Annotated in this window: 17 protein-coding genes; 5 read left to right on the forward strand and 12 right to left on the reverse strand. The window is 66.8% G+C overall.

Features of this window, described 5'->3' with window-relative positions; genetic code table 11:
• Positions 1-3 precede the first annotated feature (3 nt).
• The 3 genes from ACZ50Z_RS07630 to ACZ50Z_RS07640 are packed head-to-tail and all read right to left on the reverse strand — an operon-like array spanning position 4 to position 2,890.
• Positions 4-951, reverse strand: a complete 948-nt coding sequence (locus tag ACZ50Z_RS07630; RefSeq protein ID WP_464482997.1) for an SDR family oxidoreductase — start codon at positions 949-951, stop codon at positions 4-6.
• Positions 945-2,168 carry a cytochrome P450 gene (locus tag ACZ50Z_RS07635; RefSeq protein ID WP_464482998.1) on the reverse strand — a complete coding sequence of 408 codons (1,224 nt, stop codon included), beginning with the start codon at positions 2,166-2,168 and terminating at the stop codon, positions 945-947. Before ACZ50Z_RS07635 ends, ACZ50Z_RS07630 begins: the two co-directional genes overlap by 7 nt.
• A gap of 8 nt (positions 2,169-2,176) precedes the next feature.
• Complete coding sequence (locus tag ACZ50Z_RS07640; RefSeq protein ID WP_464482999.1) at positions 2,177-2,890, reverse strand: TetR/AcrR family transcriptional regulator; 714 nt, start codon at positions 2,888-2,890, stop codon at positions 2,177-2,179.
• Between the two features lie 134 nt (positions 2,891-3,024).
• On the opposite strand from ACZ50Z_RS07640, the gene ACZ50Z_RS07645 reads away from it, so the two are divergent.
• Together ACZ50Z_RS07645 and ACZ50Z_RS07650 are read left to right on the forward strand one after the other, a co-directional pair.
• Positions 3,025-3,501, forward strand: a complete 477-nt coding sequence (locus ACZ50Z_RS07645; RefSeq protein ID WP_464483000.1) for a nitroreductase family deazaflavin-dependent oxidoreductase — start codon at positions 3,025-3,027, stop codon at positions 3,499-3,501.
• A gap of 344 nt (positions 3,502-3,845) precedes the next feature.
• Positions 3,846-4,961 carry a class I SAM-dependent methyltransferase gene (locus ACZ50Z_RS07650; protein WP_464483001.1) on the forward strand — a complete coding sequence of 372 codons (1,116 nt, stop codon included), beginning with the start codon at positions 3,846-3,848 and terminating at the stop codon, positions 4,959-4,961.
• On the opposite strand, the gene ACZ50Z_RS07655 is transcribed toward ACZ50Z_RS07650, so the two are convergent.
• The 3 genes from ACZ50Z_RS07655 to ACZ50Z_RS07665 form a co-directional block, all read right to left on the reverse strand.
• The gene (locus ACZ50Z_RS07655) at positions 4,958-5,416 is read right to left on the reverse strand and encodes a DUF2231 domain-containing protein (protein ID WP_464483002.1); all 459 of its coding nucleotides are present in this window, start codon (positions 5,414-5,416) and stop codon (positions 4,958-4,960) included. The two genes, ACZ50Z_RS07650 and ACZ50Z_RS07655, sit on opposite strands and share 4 nt — an antisense overlap.
• Positions 5,417-5,446: 30 nt before the next feature.
• Positions 5,447-6,082 carry a hypothetical protein gene (locus tag ACZ50Z_RS07660; protein ID WP_464483003.1) on the reverse strand — a complete coding sequence of 212 codons (636 nt, stop codon included), beginning with the start codon at positions 6,080-6,082 and terminating at the stop codon, positions 5,447-5,449.
• Between the two features lie 119 nt (positions 6,083-6,201).
• Entirely contained in the window at positions 6,202-7,011 is an 810-nt protein-coding gene (locus ACZ50Z_RS07665) for a SigB/SigF/SigG family RNA polymerase sigma factor (protein WP_464483004.1), read from the reverse strand.
• A gap of 800 nt (positions 7,012-7,811) precedes the next feature.
• Here ACZ50Z_RS07665 and ACZ50Z_RS07670 point away from each other — a divergent pair.
• Positions 7,812-8,711 (forward strand): SDR family NAD(P)-dependent oxidoreductase, encoded by a 900-nt coding sequence (locus tag ACZ50Z_RS07670; protein ID WP_464483005.1) that lies wholly within the window; start codon positions 7,812-7,814, stop codon positions 8,709-8,711.
• Between the two features lie 94 nt (positions 8,712-8,805).
• Here ACZ50Z_RS07670 and ACZ50Z_RS07675 read toward each other — a convergent pair whose 3' ends face one another.
• Positions 8,806-9,477, reverse strand: a complete 672-nt coding sequence (locus ACZ50Z_RS07675) for a TetR/AcrR family transcriptional regulator (protein ID WP_464483006.1) — start codon at positions 9,475-9,477, stop codon at positions 8,806-8,808.
• 168 nt (positions 9,478-9,645) lie between these two features.
• Between ACZ50Z_RS07675 and ACZ50Z_RS07680 the strand changes: the two genes are divergently transcribed.
• Positions 9,646-11,412: an N-acyl-D-amino-acid deacylase family protein gene (locus tag ACZ50Z_RS07680; protein ID WP_464483007.1), complete on the forward strand. Its 1,767-nt coding sequence runs from the start codon at positions 9,646-9,648 to the stop codon at positions 11,410-11,412.
• Positions 11,413-11,455: 43 nt separating this feature from the next.
• Here ACZ50Z_RS07680 and ACZ50Z_RS07685 read toward each other — a convergent pair whose 3' ends face one another.
• Positions 11,456-12,058 (reverse strand): TetR/AcrR family transcriptional regulator, encoded by a 603-nt coding sequence (locus ACZ50Z_RS07685; protein ID WP_464483008.1) that lies wholly within the window; start codon positions 12,056-12,058, stop codon positions 11,456-11,458.
• Between the two features lie 121 nt (positions 12,059-12,179).
• Here ACZ50Z_RS07685 and ACZ50Z_RS07690 point away from each other — a divergent pair, with 121 nt between their 5' ends.
• On the forward strand, positions 12,180-12,725 hold the full coding sequence (locus ACZ50Z_RS07690; RefSeq protein WP_464483009.1) for a class I SAM-dependent methyltransferase: 546 nt from the start codon (positions 12,180-12,182) through the stop codon (positions 12,723-12,725).
• Between the two features lie 12 nt (positions 12,726-12,737).
• On the opposite strand, the gene ACZ50Z_RS07695 is transcribed toward ACZ50Z_RS07690, so the two are convergent.
• The 4 genes from ACZ50Z_RS07695 to ACZ50Z_RS07710 all read right to left on the reverse strand — a co-directional run bounded on the left by ACZ50Z_RS07695 (position 12,738) and on the right by ACZ50Z_RS07710 (position 16,391).
• Positions 12,738-14,123 carry a DEAD/DEAH box helicase gene (locus ACZ50Z_RS07695; protein ID WP_464483010.1) on the reverse strand — a complete coding sequence of 462 codons (1,386 nt, stop codon included), beginning with the start codon at positions 14,121-14,123 and terminating at the stop codon, positions 12,738-12,740.
• Positions 14,124-14,437: 314 nt separating this feature from the next.
• Entirely contained in the window at positions 14,438-14,809 is a 372-nt protein-coding gene (locus ACZ50Z_RS07700; RefSeq protein ID WP_464483011.1) for a thiocyanate hydrolase, read from the reverse strand.
• 7 nt (positions 14,810-14,816) lie between these two features.
• A complete protein-coding gene (gene scnC, locus ACZ50Z_RS07705) occupies positions 14,817-15,521 on the reverse strand; it encodes a thiocyanate hydrolase subunit gamma (protein WP_464483012.1) in 705 nt (234 codons plus the stop codon).
• Between the two features lie 33 nt (positions 15,522-15,554).
• Positions 15,555-16,391: an SH3-like domain-containing protein gene (locus tag ACZ50Z_RS07710; protein ID WP_464483013.1), complete on the reverse strand. Its 837-nt coding sequence runs from the start codon at positions 16,389-16,391 to the stop codon at positions 15,555-15,557.
• Positions 16,392-16,469 lie beyond the last annotated feature (78 nt).

Consider the following 16,469-nt stretch of genomic DNA (forward strand, 5'->3'; position numbering starts at 1 on the left):
ATGTCAATCCGGATAGCGGATGCCGGTGAGCTGTTCGGAAAGCTGCCACAGCTGGCGCATATCGGTTTCGCTGCGCGCCAGCCGCGGGACGCCCGCGAAAGTGACTCCGCCCCTGACCGTTTCGTAGAAGCCGCGCGGGCCGTAGTATTTGCCACCCTGCGCATCCGGGGACACCGCGGCATACAGGGTCGGCTTGATGCCTTCGTCGACGTTGAGCCACATGAACGGCATCACGCGCCAGGTCAGTTGCGTCAACCGGGCCTGCAATGTCGGCTTCGCGCGGCCGTACGAGGCGCCGCTGAGCAGATTCGTCTTGGTCAGGCCGGGGTGGGCGGCGTTGGACATCAACCCCCAACCACCCTGGCGGCTGCGCCGATCCAACTCGACGGCGAACATCAGTTGCGCCAATTTGGCGACCCCGTATGAATGCATGGGCTTATAGCCACGCTGCGCGTTGACGTCGTCGAAGTCGAGCTTGCCCTGGGTCGCGGCCAGGCTGCTGACCGTGACGACCCGCGCGGACTCCGCCGCCCGCAGCAACGAGAGCAGCCGCCCGGTCAACGCAAAGTGGCCTAAATGGTTTGTCCCGAACTGCAATTCGAAACCGTCGCGGGTCTGCTGCCGTTGCGGCGGGGTCATGACGCCGGCGTTGTTGACCAGAACATCGATCGGACGCCCCTCGGCGGTGAGCTGTTCACCCAGCGCCGCCACGCTTTCCAGCGACGACAGGTCGAGCTGCCTGATGGTGAGCTTGGCCTGCGGTACGTCTCGCCGGATGTCGGCGACCGCGCGTTCGCCCTTGTCCCCGTCGCGGATGGCCATCACCACGTCGGCGCCCGCCGCGGTCAGCCGCTTCGCCAGGCCGAAGCCCAAACCGCTGTTGGCCCCGGTCACGACGGCGAATTTGCCGCGCAGATCGGGAACGCTCAGCGCGAGATCGGGCTTCACCATGTCACGGGCAGCTCGTAGAGGCCGTAGGCCAACGCATCGTGTTTGAACGGAAGTTCGTCCAGCGGCACGGCAAGCCGCAGCGTCGGGACGCGGCGCAGCAACGTGGGCAGGACGATCTGCAATTCCATCCGGGCCAACTGCTGTCCCACGCATTGGTGGCGACCGTAGCCGAATCCGACGTGCGGGCCGTCCTCACGCAGCAGATCGAGGCGATCCGGGTTGGGGAACTGGCGCTCATCCCAATTCGCCGGGGCGACGTCGAGGATGATGCCATCGCCGGCGCGGATCGTCTCGCCGCCGATCTCGATGTCCTCGACGGCGATTCGGCGCTGGCCGGTCTGGATGATACTCAAGTAGCGCATCAGCTCCTCGACCGCGGTCGCGATGACATTCGGATCATCGGTGTCGCACAGCAGCTTCCGCTGATCGGGATGCTCGAGCAACGCGGCGATGCTCAGGCTGATCATGTTCGCCGTGGTCTCGTGACCCGCGATCAGCACGCCGACGGCCAGTTGCGCGGCCTCGCGCACGCTGATCTCTTCGGCGTTGACCCGCTCGGCGAGGTCGGACACCAAATCCTCTGAGGGGCTTTGCATTTTCGTCCGGACCAGGTTGGCCAGATACTTGGCCAGCGAGGCGGCGCCCTGGGCGGTGTCCTCCTCGGTCGCGTAGCGGCTCACGCCGCGCTGGGCGTGTGTCTGGAAGAACTCCGCGTCCTCGTACGGCACGCCGAGCAGTTCACTGATAACCAGCGAGGGGACCGCCAGCGACAAGGCACTGACGACGTCGCCCGGCTTCGGACCCGCCAGCAGGGCATCGATGTGGTCATCGGTGATCTTCTGCACCGCCGGCCGCAGCGCTTCAACCCGCTTGAACGTGAACGGTTTCGACAGCATCCGGCGAAAACGGGTGTGCTCCTCGGCATCGGAGGTGAACACCGAGCGCGGGCGCTTGTGCACCGTGGCCAGCATGCCTTCGTTCCAGTGCGGGTAGCCCGGCAGGCGGTCGTCGACGCTGGTGCGGGAATCGGTGAACAGCGCGCGGATCGCGTCGTAGCCGTGGATGAGCCACGGGGTGCTGTCGTCCCAGATCCGCACCCTACTCAACTGCTTGTCGGCATTGAGCTCCAACACCTTCGGAGGCGGGGCGAACGGGCACCCCGGCGCCCGCGTCAGCGGAAACTCCGGGATATCGGTGGCGGTGGATCCTTCGGTCATCGTGCTCCTCAGTGGTCGGCTTGCGCGGTCGTCGTCGGTGGTGGCTGGCCGCCGGCCGCGGCCACGTGGACCGGCGCACGCCACAGACCGACGATCGCGTCGATCAGCCCTTCGCCGGCGACCGGCCAGGCCGAACGAGATCGCGGCCCGTGCTCGGCCAACGCGCCCTCGTGCTCGGCGCACGTGTGCATCAACAGGTTGCGCACCATCACCATTCGTTCGGAACGCACCCGCTTGGGTAGCTCGGGAAGGCAGCGGTCGATCCCGTCGAGCGTCCGCACCAGTAACGGCGAGGCCAGCGCGTCCTTGGTGACCACGTGGCGATACGTGGGATCGGCCATGGCCTGGGCGGCGAACCGCGCGTACCAGGTCGGGCTGCCCAGCGCGGACAGATGATCGGTCAGCGGGCGCACCAACGCGCCCACCCAGTCCCGTAGCTCGGCGGAGTCACCGACCGCGACCAGCATTTGCGCGCGCAACTCCTCGATCGGCTCGCGGTGCTTGGCTTCGATCGCGCGCAACAGGTCGACCCTGCTCCCGAAGTGATAACACGCCGCGGCGTTATTGCCCTGCCCGGCCGCTTCGCTGATCTGCCGGTTCGACACCGCATACATGCCGCGTTCGGCAAACAACACTTCGGCGGCCGACAAGAGCGCCTCTCGGGTACCCGTCGACCTTTCGGAACGAGCAATCCGCTCGGCGGTCATCGCCTCAGTGAACACCGGCCGCCTTATTAAATCAAGCAGTTTATTTAGTCGTGGTCCGCGAAATGGCGCGTCGTCCCGATACCCGGGTCGTCAGGGATATTTCATCGGCCCGACGCCCGGATGCGGCCCCCGACGAATACAGTCGCCGCATGAATCCGCTGCGTCGGGTGGCCCGCAACCCGACGGTCTACCGGTTGCTGATGCGCAGCGGACCGCCGATCGTCGAACGCTTCGAGTCGCTGCTTCGGTTCGCGACGAGCGGGCGGCTCGGCGTCCTGGACCTCGTCGGTCTGCCCAACGTGCGCATCACGACCGCGGGCCGCAAGACGGGGCTTGCCCGCAGCGTGACGGTGCAGTACGTCCCCTTTCGCGCCGGCCTACTGCTGGTCGGATCGAACTGGGGGCGAGACAGCCACCCCTCGTGGTCGGCGAATCTCAAAGCAGCACAACGGGTCACCGCGCGCAGGCGAGGCAGGCGATTCGTGGCGAAGGTGCGGCTGCTCGGTGGCGCGGAGCGCGACGATGCCTGGGGCGCGGTGCTGGATCATTGGCCGAACTATCGGGTGGCGCAAGATCTCGCCGGCCGGCGCCAATTCCGGCTGTTTCTTCTGACGCCGCTCACCTGATCGTGACGACGCTCGCGCCGCCGACATCCGGCCGCCGGGGCCCTTCTTAATCGCCAGATTCTTTTCGCCGACATCGTTCTCTAAGCCCGCCGCGGCCGGGGGCATCGGAAGACCGTCGAATTCGAATTCGCGGCGCTGCCGTCGGCGAATTTCGTCCTCGCCAAGCCGGTTAGTTGATCGGGAAAGCGGATCTCCGCATCCGGGCAGGTCGGACGCTGTCATGCACGGCTGCTAACGCCACAAAAGCCCTGCTACCGGCGTACCGCGTGGGAACCGTGCCACCGCCCCTTGACGAAATTGGTCCTGCGATGTGTAATCCGGACGAGAAATCGGGAGGCTAACCGGTGGTCGCAATCGACACGCGGACCGTGGATCGGACGGGGCTTCACCGCATATGGAAAGCGATTCTTATCGGCATCGCGTTCATTGCGTTTGCGGCATGCTACTTCAAGCCAGTTCTCCTCATCGGGGTCGCCGCGATTGTTCTGTCGCTGTTGTGCGCGCGCTTGGTCTATAAGGGCCGGGGTCGGTATATCCCCAATTTGTATGCGCGGGACATCGACATTTATGACGCTGCATACCGCTCGTTTATCGACCGCACGCTCACCGAGCTGCGTCAGTGCAAGATCGGGGGCCACACGTTGCTGTGGGAGGCCTCGCGCCTGGCGCCGCCCAGCCGCGGCAACTCCGACGAATTGCTGCTTGACCTAGGCGTCTGGGCCGGGTGGTCGACGCGGCTCATCTCCGACGCCTCCGACCGCACGGTGTACGGATTCGACACCTTTTCGGGACTCGTCGAGGACTGGCCAATCGACGACCACACCGTCATCAAGCGCGGGACCTTTTCACTGGCGGACCCGGTGGCGAAGCGGTTCCTGCGGGACACCGGCGTCAGCTTGCACGACGGCGTGCCTGACGCGCTCGGCCGCAAGGTGGAGTTCGTCAGGGGAAGCACCTACGACACGCTGGCCCCATTCCTGGCCGACCGGCCCGGCGCCCCCATCAGGCTTTTCCATATGGATCTGGATACGTACGAGAGCTGCCTGCACGCGCTGGAAACCTGCAAGCATCGCTTCGTCGAGGGATCGATCCTTGTGTTTGACGAATATCTCGTCACGAATGGCGAAATGCTGGCGTTCTACGAGTTCCAGAACAAGTACGAGTTGCAATGGCGGTACCGCGCTTGGGGTCTCGAGGCGTGGGAGATGAATCTCGAGATGGTTACCGCGCGCCCGAAACGCGCTGTGTACTACCTGATCACGATGGCGTTGCATTGGACGATCGGGGGCGGAAGCTACGCCTGGACAATCTTCCGCAGAAGGTTCTGGCGGTTTTGGTTGGGCGCACCGGTCGCCGACATGCTTTTCATGCTTGGCGCTGCCGGACAACGTAAGTCGGTCAGCCTGGAGATCACCGGACTGGGCAAACTCGATCGACACCGCCCCTCAGAGCACGCCTAGCCGCCCCAGACCGCTTGGGCGCCCGCATCACCCACGCGGTAGATCTGGAGCGTCGACGCGACGCCGGTCGCGAGCACCACGATCGCGACGAGGACGTGCAGTACGACGCGGCGCCGATCGGAGCGGCGCTCGATGACGCGCAGCGCGATGAGCAGGACGGCGACCACGAGCAGGGCGGCGGAGAAGTAGGTCATGACGCCGCCCCGGGCGGCGTGTTCGCGCAGGATCGGGCTGGGGTTGGCCTGGCGGTCATAGAGCCACGCTCCGGCGTTGACGGTGATGGGCGTCAACACGAGCGTGACCGCCGCCAAAATCAGCGTGAGCCACATCAGTTGCCCGCGCCGGGCGGCCGGCCACAGCCCGCACACGATCTCGAGAACCGCGGTCAGCGGAACGAGCACCAACACGAAATGCAGCAATAGCGCGTGAGCCGGCATCCCGTTGATGACGTTCATGGCATCCCTGGTTTGCGGTTCGCGCGCCGCCTAGCCGCCGAGACCCTTCTTGATGGCCGCATCCTGCTTCTGGCCGACATCGCCGACGAAATCTGGTGGGGCCAGCGTGTCCGTCGGGCCGTCGAACTGCAGCGTGGCGAGCGCCCGTCCCTCGGTGAAGAGCAGGACCACCACACCCTTGCTGCGGTCGGGTGCGTTGCCCATCAGCATCGTTCCGCCGGTGCCGACGTTCGAGGGTTGCGTGGTCGGGTCTTTGATGACACCGCCCTGTTGGCCCTTGGCCGCGTTCAGCGCGTTCGTCGCCGCTTCGGGGTCGTCGTAGACACTGATGGTGACCTTGATGGCATGGCTGCCGTCGTCGTCCTTGAAGGTTGTCGCCACGCCCGGTTGCCCATTGGGATTGTTCGTGGGCGGAGCGGCGGTAAAGGGCACCGGCGCGTTGATGTCGCTCGCCTGGATGAGCAGCTTGGCGTACTCGTTGGGCTGTGCCGGGGCCGCCGACGATGACGGCGGTGCCGCGGGGCTGCTGGTGGCGGAGGTTGCCGAGGTAGCGGATCCGGTCTTCGAGGCCGACGGTTGCTGCTTGTTGTTGCCGCAACCGGCCACCGATACCGCCAACGCCGTCGTCGCCGCAACACCCGCTATCAGCGCTCGTGACATCCTCATCGCATCGAGCTCCCTTCCAGGTCTTCCCGGCGACTACGTCGGGGCCGTCCTTCGAATCGCACAGTACATTGCCCCGCGGCGGCCGACGCCGCGGAGCGTACTGGTGGGAGCCGGACGGGCTACTCGAGTTGGTCGCGCAGGCAGCGCAACGTGTTTGCCAGGATGCGCGAGACCTGCATCTGCGACACCCCGATTTGCTCCGCAATCTGGCTCTGCGTCATCGACTCGAAAAACCGCATGTGCAAGACCTCGCGTTCGCGCGCCGGCAGGGTGGCAACGAGCACGCGCAGCGCCTCGCGGTTGGTGATGTGCTCGATCTGCGGATCGATGTCGCCCACCGAGTCGGCCACCGAGCGCGATGTTCCGGAACTATCGGCGCCCAGCGGCGCGTCCAGGGAATCGAGCCGGTAGGCATCACCCGCGACGAGGCATTCGACGATCTCCTCCCGCGGCACCTCGAGCATCTGTGAGAGTTCGCCGGCGTTGGGTGCGCGCCCGAGCTGCTGGGCGAGATCGGCGGTGGCCCTGCTGATCTGCACGTGCAGTTCACGCAGCCGACGCGGGACACGCATCCCCCAGCTGTAGTCGCGGAAGTAACGCCGAACCTCGCCCATCATGGTGGGCACCGCGAACCCGATGAAGCTGGGGCCCTTCGCGGGGTCGAACCGGTTGACGGCGTTCATCAGGCCCAGGCGCGCGACCTGAATCAAATCCTCGAGACCTTCGCCCCGGCGGGCGAAGTGGCTGGCCACGTGGTCGGCCAGCGGCAGGCATCGGTCCACGATGCGTTCGCGCTGGCGGGCGTACTCATGCGATTCGGCCGGCATCTGATGCAGCGCCACGAACATGTCGACGACGTCATCGTATGAATCGTCGGAACGTCTGGCCGGCGCCGCCGCCGGAGGGGTAGGGGCAATCGTGTTGGTCATCGGGTGGCGCACCCTGTGTTCACTCGATAAATCGTGTAAACACCTGCGCGAGAACAAGTTTGCATTGCTGACTCACTTTCCTGAGTCTATGCAGAAAGACATCGCGGAAATCCGCACAGTCGCCTCCACTGCATCCTGATCCGCAGGACTTGTCGTTCGCCCACCGCACACGCGCTACCAACGGGAAGATGACTCTCGGGGCTGTGATCGCCGGAACCAGTACCGAGCTCAGTAGCCGTGGGGCTGACTGGCCGCTTTGAGCTAAACGGCGACAGGTCCGAAAACGGACTTCAGTGGAGACTATACGCCCCCGCGCATCGCCCGGCGATCGGTTCCGGCGGCGGGTTCGTTCCATCACTTAACTGTTTCCGTTGTGTATTCCCGGCGGCTCAGCAACGCTTCGTCCGTTTGGCGGCGCCGATGCGCTGGAATATGCGCGCCGCATCGAGCTGCGGTGTTGCCACCCGCGCCCGGCCCGACGCCGCGGGCCACGGCCTCGTCGGCAAACGAAAAACACGCCCCACGCCCGCTGATTGCGACCCGGTTGCAGGTGCGCTGGTGAGCAGCCAACGAACCCTGCCCCCAGCGGGGTAGCGGGTAGGCAACCGGCGCAAACACCCCGGTTCGGGCGCGGACTGCTGCCGGGGTGGCCGTGAGACTGTCGGCTTCAATCCTCGTTTCGGTATCGTTCGCCTAATGTCCATCACCCCCGCGAGCGGTACGCTTCGCGCAAATGCCGAGAGCGATTCGCGCGCAACGCTTTACGCCGAACGCGGGGTAGCCACCTGCCGGAGTTCCCGGTGAGCGGGGATGGTGCGCACGCCCTGCTGGACGGGCGCGGTGTGGCGATATCCGGTGGTAGCCGTGGCGTCGGACGCGCGGTCGCTGAACTGCTGGGCAGCCTGGGCGCCGGCGTGGTGGTCAACGGGCGTGACGGGGACGCGGTGGAGGAGACGGTCGCCGCGATCGGCGCGGCGGGTGGGCGTGCCACCGCGGTGGTGGGGGCCGCGGATGACGAGCGGGTGGCCCGAACGCTCATCGACGCGTGCGTCGGCACGTTCGGGCGGCTGGACACGCTGATCAACTGTGCCGGCATCGCCGAGCCGCCAGGCTCGTCGATCCTGACGATCTCGGCGGCCGAGTTCGACCGGCTGATCGGCGCCCACCTGGGCACGGCGTTTCACACGTGCCGGGTGGCCGCTGCGGTCATGGCCGCGCAGGGGCACGGATCCATCATCAACACCAGTTCGGTGGCCTTTCTGGGCGACTATGGCGGGACCGGCTACCCGGCGGGCAAAGGCGCCGTCAACGGCCTGACGATGGCCATCGCCGCCGAACTGAAGCCGCACGGCGTCCGGGCCAACGTGGTGTGCCCGGGCGCCCGGACGCGCCTGTCGACGGGTGTCGAGTACGAAAGACACATCGAAGACCTGCACCGGCGCGGGCTGCTCGACGAGATGACCATGCGGGCCTCGCTCGACAGCGCCCCGCCGGCATTCGTGGCCCCGGTCTACGCCTACCTGGCGAGCGACCTGGCCCGTGACGTGACCGGCCAGATCCTCGTCGCCGCAGGCGGTTTCGTCGGCAGTTTCGACCGCCAGACGCCTCGCCTGCTGGGTTACCGCGACCACCATCTGGCCGGACCGTGGTCGGTGGATCAGGTGCACGCGATGATCGGCACCGCGACGGAGGCGCGATGAGCGTCGGCTCGGCGGGTCGTGACCATCCATTTTAATGGATATGTCCGCTGGTCCGCGGTTGGGGCCCGACCGCAGGGCGGCTCCGACGGTCCGGTCAGGACGCTTTTGGCGAGCGCCGACGCGTTCGCGGCGGCTCGGCGGTGCCCAGCGCATCCATCGCGCGGACCATCTGCGGGTAGGCGATCGCCGGTCCGATCCAGCGGGTGAGATAGCGCCGCAGATCGGCGCCGCTACGGGGCGGCCGACCCGGGTCGGCGAGAAAAGAATGCAGGACCCGCAGCGAGAACTCGTTCAGCTCGTCCAGGCCGGCCTCGTCGAAACCGTAACGCTCCCAATCGATGTCATAGCGATGCAGCATCGACCGGCCGAAGGCCAGAGCGGTGTCGGAGATGATCGAAACCTTCTGGCCGCCGTGATGGCGTTGGTTGAGCACGAATTCGACCTGATTGTCGGTGGCCAGCTCCTCGACGGCGAAGGCCATTCCCTCGGTGATCGCCACGACCGGGTCGGTGACACCGTCGAGATGGGCCGCCATGCGATCGAGGAAACCGTCGGCCGAACGCATCGCGGAGGCCACCAGCAAGGCCTGGGTTCCGGGAAAGTATCGATAGACGGTCTGGCGGGTGACGCCCAGCGCCCGCGCCACGTCGGCGATCCGCAGCGCCGAACCGCGTTCGTCGATGATCTTGTCGGCGGCGTCGAGGATGCGCTCGATCGCCTCGGCATCGGAAGCCGGCGTGTTTCCTGCCCAACCGTGACTGCGCATGATCAGCCAACGGCAAACCGGTAGGCGGTGATCCCCACAGCTGGATCATAGCGTCCGCCGCGACGCCGGCGTTGCTGGCTAACCCTCGCGTCGCGGGGCGATAACGTGGCCAGACACTATGTCCAGTATGTATGATCACTGCGGATCCAGACCGTGGGAGGCCGACCGATGCAGTACGACACCGTGATCACGAACGGGCGCTGGTTCGACGGGACTGGAGGACCTTCGGCCCTGCGGGACATCGGGGTGCGCGACGGGCGCGTCGTCACCATCGCCGAGGGGCCGCTCGACACGACCGGCGCCGACGTCATCGACGCGACGGGCCAATGGGTGATCCCCGGCATCATCGACATCCACACGCACTATGACGTCGAAATACTTTGCGCGCCCGAACTTTCCGAATCGCTACGGCACGGTGTGACGACCGTGATGCTGGGATCGTGTTCGCTGTCCACCGTTTACCTGGACAGCGTCGATGCCGGTGACATCTTCGGCCGGGTCGAAGCGATTCCGCGGCGCTACGTCATCGAGCACCTCGACGCGGCGCGGTCGTGGACCAGCCCGGCGGAATATGTGACCGAACTCGAACGCCGCAATCTGGGCCCGAACTTTGCGGCGTTCATCGGCCACTCCGATTTGCGCGCCGCGACGATGGGCCTGGACCGGGCGACGCGCAAGGACGTCCGGCCGTCCGCAGCGGAACTCGCCCGCATGGAATCGATGCTCAACGACGCGCTCGACGAAGGGTTCGTCGGGATGTCGTCGCAGCAGCTGCTGTTCGACAAGCTCGACGGCGAGGTGTGCAGATCGCGCACGCTGCCGTCGACGTACGCGTCGTCGCGCGAGCTGCGCCGCCTGAACGCGATCCTGCGGAGGCGCGACAAAATTTTGCAGTCCGGCCCGGACATCAAGAACCCGCTGTCGGTGGTCTCCCAGCTGCTGACGTCGCTCGGGTTCCGCCGGCCGCGGCTGAAGACCAGCCTGTTGTCGGCGGCCGACATCAAGGCCATCCCGTTCGTCATTCACGTCATGGACCGGCTCGCCCGCGTCGTCAACGCCCTCGGCGGCAACTTCCGCTGGCAGCATCTGCCGGTACCGTTCGAGGTCTACGCCGACGGGATCTCGTTGGTGGTGTTCGAGGAGTTCGGCTCCGGTGCCGCGGCGCTGCACCTGCAGACCGAGATCGAGCGCAATGCGCTCATGCGTGATGAGCAGTACCGGCGCACGTTCCGCAAGGACTACGACAGCAAATTCGGGCCGCGGGTCTGGCACCGCGACTTCTTCGATGCCGAAATCGTGGCCTGCCCCGATGACTCCGTCGTCGGCAAGTCGTTCGGGCAGGTCGGCGTGGAACGCGGCGGGCTGCACCCGGTCGATGCCTTCCTCGACTTGGTGGTCGAACACGGCGAAAAGCTGCGCTGGCGCACCACGATCTCCAACCACCGCCCCGAGGTGCTCCAAAAGATGGCCCAGAGCCCGACCGTTCAGATGGGGTTCTCCGATGCGGGCGCGCATCTGCGCAACATGGCGTTCTACAACTCCGGGCTGCGCCTGCTGCGGCACGCGCGCGATGCCGAGAAGTCCGGCAGGCCGTTCATCTCGATGGAGCACGCCGTGCACCGGCTGACCGGTGAGCTCGGCGACTGGTACGGCATCGACGCCGGCACGCTGCGCGAGGGTGACCGCGCCGACATCGTCGTCATCGATCCCGACAAGCTCGACGAGTCGCTGGACCGCTACGCCGAACATCCGGTCGAGGCCTACGGCGGGTTGTCGCGCATGGTCAACCGCAATGACGAAACGGTCACGGCCGTGCTCGTTTCCGGGAAACTCGCGTTCGGCGCGGGCAAGGCGGCGCCGGCGCTGGGCAAGGAACGATTCGGTCAGTTCCTGCGGGCGGGGCGCCCATCCCGAAAGCTCGCCGCTACCGGCTAGTTACGCGGCACAGCGAACCAATGAGCGTGGGCCGCCGCCGTTTTCACGCCACCGAGGCGCCCAGGATGAGGTTGACCGCCTCGTCGAGCTGTCCGGCGATCTCGGCGAAGCTGATGAATCGGGCCGTCATCAGCGCGCCGGAGAAGGTCATCTGCAGCGTGGACTTGACCGCGCGCGGCCAACCCGGGCCCAACGCGGCACCGATCCGCCTGGACACCTCCTCGCCGATCTGTTCCCGCAGTGGCGTGACCGCCGGGTCGTCGGCCATCAAGGCCGCGCCGCAGGCGGCGGTCAACTCCGGCTCATCGGCGACGACCACCGCCATGGCGCGCAGCGTGGCGCTGACGCGGGTCTTGGTCGTCTCGTTGACGTCCGTGTGCAGCGGCAGGTCGCGCAGGAAGCGCAGGTACACCGCCGCGACCAGCGCGCTTTTCGACGGGAAGTAGGTGTAGGCGCTGGCCGGGGACACCCCGGCGCGAGTCGCCACGGCCCGCATCGTCAGGTTCGCGTACGACGATTCGCGCAATTCCTCCAACCCGGCATCGAGAACTTTGCGAATCGTCTGGCCCGGGCGGCGATCCGACCTGCGGGCCGCACCCGCGGCGGCGCGGGCGGAAACGGCCGGGAACGGCGTCTCTTTGGACACCCGTCCAGTGTAGGAAGGGGGCTCGCCCCCAAACAACTACCGTTCACCGCGGTCGAATTGCCTGTGCGATGCCAATAACAGACAGCTGTCCAGAAGAAACCCGGGTCCTAGAGTGTCGCGTATGGGTGATTCGGACCGGCGCCGATGGGACGAGCGGTACGCGGCGCAGGCACCGCCGGCGCTGGATTCGGTTGCGCCACCGGGTATTTTCGCGCGCCACGCGCAGGAGTTTCCCACCGCCGGCACGGCGCTCGACCTGGCCTGCGGGCAGGGAACCGGCTCGGTCTGGTTGGCGTCGCGGGGCCTGCACGTGCTGGGGCTGGACATCTCCCCGGTGGCGGTCGCCCACGCGCGCGATTTGGCCCGGCGTGCCGCGGTGGCCGACCGCTGTCGCTTCGACGTCGTCGATCTCGACGGCGGTCTGCCGGCGGGGGCACCCGCCGATGTCATCCTGTGCTGCAGGTTCCGTGACCGTCGCCTCGACCGTGCGATCATCGAGCGCCTGGCGCCCGGCGGGCTGCTGGCGATCGCCGTGCTCAGCGAGGTGGGGGCGTCGCCGGGTCCGTTTCGCGCGGTGCGCGGCGAGTTGGCCGCCGCATTCGCCGAACTGGACCCCGTCGCCGCCGGCGAGGGGGAGGGCCAGGCCTGGCTGCTGGCGCGCGGCTGACCCGTTGCGGTCTTATCCGGCGCTTCCTTGCGCGCGGCTCGCGCGGCGCCGATCCACCCGCCGCGTCGCGGTGGTGCCGCGGTGCGTTGTCGCGGTGGCGCCGCGCTGCGGTGTCGCGGTTTCGGCGCGGGCCGGGTTCTTCCTCGGCGGCTTGCTGTTGCGGCGGCGCCGCTGCCCGCCGGGATTGGACCGATGTTGCGCAGGGGGACTCGACGGGGCCGGGGCCTGGTAGGGCGCGACCTCGCCCACGAGCGCCCGCACCGCATCCGAGGTCGCGGTCACCTGCTGGGGAGCGACCTGGATGCCGGCCTTGCGCAGGAGCGCGCGGGTGTCGTGGCGTTGCTCGGGCAGCACCACTGTGACGACGTCGCCGGCGCTCCCGGCCCGCGCGGTCCGCCCGGACCGATGCAGGTAGGACTTGTGCTCACTGGGAGGGTCGATGTGCACGACAAGCTCGACCTCGTCGACGTGCACACCACGCGCGGCGATATCGGTCGCCACCAGCACCCGGGCGCTGCCCGCGGCGAACCTCGCCAGGTTGCGTTCGCGCGCCGGCTGAGACAGGTTGCCGTGCAAGTCGACTGAGGGAATGCCCGATTCGGTGAGTTGCTTGGCGAGCTTTCGCGCTTGGTGCTTGGTGCGCATGAACAGGATCCGGCGCCCGGTGCCGGAGGCGAGCCGGTGCACCAGCTCCTTCTTGGTCTGCGTGCTGTCGACGTGGAACACGTGATGGGTCATCTCGGATACCGGGGAGTTGGCCTCGTCGACGGAGTGCAGCACCGCGTCGCGGAGGAACCGCGTGACGAGCTTGTCGACGCCATTGTCCAGGGTCGCCGAAAACAACAGGCGCTGACCGTCATTCGGCGTCGCGGCCAGGATCCTGGTAACGCCGGGCAGGAAACCGAGATCGGCCATGTGATCCGCCTCGTCGATCACGGTGATCTCGACCGCGTCGAGGCTGATCAAGCGCTGCTTCATCAGATCCTCGAGCCGGCCGGGGCAGGCCACCACGACGTCGACGCCGGATTTCAATGCGGCCTCCTGACGGGTCTGCGAGACGCCGCCGAAGATGGTGGTGACCCTCAGATCGCACGCCGCCGCCAACGGTTCGAGCGTGGCGGTGATCTGCGTCGCCAGCTCGCGGGTCGGGGCGAGCACCAGTCCCGACGGGCGTGCGGGGCGCCGGTTTCCGCGCGGGAGGCGGCTGATCAAGGGGATCGAGAATGCGAGAGTCTTTCCGCTGCCGGTCTTCCCGCGGCCGAGGACATCGCGGCCAGCCAAGGTGTCGGGCAGGGTCACCACCTGAATCGGGAAGGGATGGGTGAGGCCGCGCGCCGCGAGCGCGCTGACGAGGTGTGTGCCCACGCCGAGATCGGCGAAAGTCTTGTCGGTAGTCACTTTTCGGTGCCTTTCAGGCATCGGTGGTGCCGCGTCGGGGACGAGGTGGTCCCGCGGGCGACGGCACGAAGGTGGCGAGATTGCCGGATGGCAAAATCGATCGCCGCGAGACAAGCTAGTGCGGATGCACGGTCATCGAGGTGCCCAGCGCGATCTTCGGACTGGCACCAGTGGGATGAGGAAGCGTTCCACGACGGTGTTGGCAGGTAATGCGATTCAGCCAACGTTGTCGCCAGCCTAGCGCATCGTCGCAGGAAACCTATAATCGGCCACGGTAACCAGGGGCTGGGCCCGTCGTGGCGCGCCGGCGTGGCTCAGGTTTCCAGCCTGGTCCGCACGGCGGTCAGCCTTGCCTCGAGTTCGGATTCGTCGATGACGCCGCGCGCGACGAGGGAGTGGGCCAAGGCGACGAGCCGGTTCTCCGGGTAGGGCAGTCCGGCGTAGACGGTCGCCGACAGCGCGTCCTCGTCGTCACGCCGCTCGGCAAATCCGAGGACCTGTGCGCCGCAGGGGCTTTGGTCGATTGCATCGCAAATGCCGTCGAGACTCGTCTGCCAGGGCGGTACCGGGTTACCGACCCCGTACTTCGCCGCCATGCGGCTCCAGACCTGGTTGCGTTCAACGATTTTCGTCAGCGCCGCGACTGTGGAATCCGCGATCGGACGTGGGGTGTGCGCGGTGCTCATCGGTGCCTCAGGGCTGTACGGGATGGACGGCGGAGCGGGTCTGGGTGACGGCATTGGTGGTCACCCCCGGCTTGGGCAGCGCGACACCGATCAGGCAGTCGCGCGTGATGATCTCGGCGAGTTGGTCTTCGGTCCACCCCTGCGTTCCGTCAGGACGGACGGGCATCACCATGAACCGGTGCTTCTGGTTGGAATCCTCCACCCGGATCTCGACGTCCTCCGGGAGGATCAGGCCGAACTCCGCGAGCACCTGGCGGGGCCAGCGGACGATGCGGCGGCGGTAGTTCGGAGTCCGATACCACTCGGGAGAGTTGCCCAGTATCGGTCGCGGATAGCACGAACACAGCGTGCAGACGATCACATGATGCAGCGTCGGGGTGTCTTCGAGCACGTGCAGGGCCGTGAAGTCGCTCGGCGTTCCGAAGCCGGTCGGTTCCAGCCAGTCGACCCCCACCTCCCTGCTGGCGGCCAGCGGATCCGAGCCGACGAGTTGCTTGTAGTCGGGATCGAGCCAGGCCCGCGCCACCAGGTGCGCCGCGGGTGTGGGGCCGATCTGCTCGGCGAACTCGGTGAAGCGGCGATGCTCCTCCGCGGTGAAAAGACCCTTCTCGATGCACAATTCGCGAAGCGCGATCTCGAGGACCTCGAAGTCGGTGATCTCGTCGACCATGGGCGCAGCGGTGCGTTCGTGATCGTGTTCGTCAGCGCTCATGCCGTCGTCCTTTCGGAGAACCAGGGCCCGTGACTAGGCCGATTCGAGCCACCGTTCCGGGATCTCGGTCTGCAGGGTGTCGTTGCCGGGCCCGGTGTAGCCGTGCCATAACTCCGAGAGGTTGAACCGGACGATGTAGAACCACTCCGGCCGTTGGTCCGGGCCGTCCCACGCCTCGTCCTCGGCGGCGGGGCTTTCGTAGGACACGACCGCGATCTCGCCCGTCGCGCCGCGCACGTACTCCTGGGTGCGGGTGTAGAGCAACACCGGGAGATCCCGCACCACGACTTTGTCACCCACGGCGAACTTCGGTGCGCCGGCCTGCCCGCCGTAGACCTGCGGATCGCCCTTGCCCACGGCATGGGTGTGGTGCCGGTTGCGGGTGACGGCGTCGGGATCACCTTCGAATTTCGGCGTGGCCGCCAAGGACTTTCCGTTGACGCCGTCCGCGTAGCGTGCCTTGACTTCGGCCATCCGTTCGGCCAATTCGCTCAAGCCGATGTGGTGCTTTTCGGCGAGCACACGTGCCACCGCCAGCAGCCACCGTCCGTAATAGGGCAAGCCGAGATAAATGGCGCGGCCGAGGTCGACGTTGCCCATCCGGCGCCGTTCCTCGGACAACCAGATCCCGCGCCAGCCGAGCACCTCGCACAGGACATAGGTGTTGTGCTCCCAGATTTCGTACTGCTTGTTCTCGAACTCGATCGGGGCGTCCGGCTCGCCGCCGACGTCGTGCGGAGTCTTGACGTAGGCGGCGAATCGCTTGTGGTCGATGAGATCCGGTGTGGGAGCCTCCGGAAGCTCGGGATAGGAGGATTTGAGCCGCGCCACGAGGTCCAGCTGCTGCACCCGGTCGATAGGAGTCGCCATCTCAGCCCCATCCGTCGTCACTGCGCACCGCTACTACAGCTCACTCCTCGCTCCGCGATCGCGCAACCGTCAAATCAG

The organism is Mycobacterium sp. NTMscope_MAC_269, from assembly GCF_976985695.1.

Coding starts and splice junctions, on each gene's coding strand:
- ACZ50Z_RS07630 (WP_464482997.1), bottom strand. CDS start 951: ATGGTGAAGCCCGATCTCGCGCTGAGCGTTCCCGATCTGCGCGGCAAA.
- ACZ50Z_RS07635 (WP_464482998.1), bottom strand. CDS start 2,168: ATGACCGAAGGATCCACCGCCACCGATATCCCGGAGTTTCCGCTGACG.
- ACZ50Z_RS07645 (WP_464483000.1), top strand. CDS start 3,025: ATGAATCCGCTGCGTCGGGTGGCCCGCAACCCGACGGTCTACCGGTTG.
- ACZ50Z_RS07655 (WP_464483002.1), bottom strand. CDS start 5,416: ATGAACGTCATCAACGGGATGCCGGCTCACGCGCTATTGCTGCATTTC.
- ACZ50Z_RS07660 (WP_464483003.1), bottom strand. CDS start 6,082: ATGAGGATGTCACGAGCGCTGATAGCGGGTGTTGCGGCGACGACGGCG.
- ACZ50Z_RS07665 (WP_464483004.1), bottom strand. CDS start 7,011: ATGACCAACACGATTGCCCCTACCCCTCCGGCGGCGGCGCCGGCCAGA.
- ACZ50Z_RS07675 (WP_464483006.1), bottom strand. CDS start 9,477: ATGCGCAGTCACGGTTGGGCAGGAAACACGCCGGCTTCCGATGCCGAG.
- ACZ50Z_RS07680 (WP_464483007.1), top strand. CDS start 9,646: ATGCAGTACGACACCGTGATCACGAACGGGCGCTGGTTCGACGGGACT.
- ACZ50Z_RS07690 (WP_464483009.1), top strand. CDS start 12,180: ATGGGTGATTCGGACCGGCGCCGATGGGACGAGCGGTACGCGGCGCAG.
- ACZ50Z_RS07700 (WP_464483011.1), bottom strand. CDS start 14,809: ATGAGCACCGCGCACACCCCACGTCCGATCGCGGATTCCACAGTCGCG.
- scnC (WP_464483012.1), bottom strand. CDS start 15,521: ATGAGCGCTGACGAACACGATCACGAACGCACCGCTGCGCCCATGGTC.
- ACZ50Z_RS07710 (WP_464483013.1), bottom strand. CDS start 16,391: ATGGCGACTCCTATCGACCGGGTGCAGCAGCTGGACCTCGTGGCGCGG.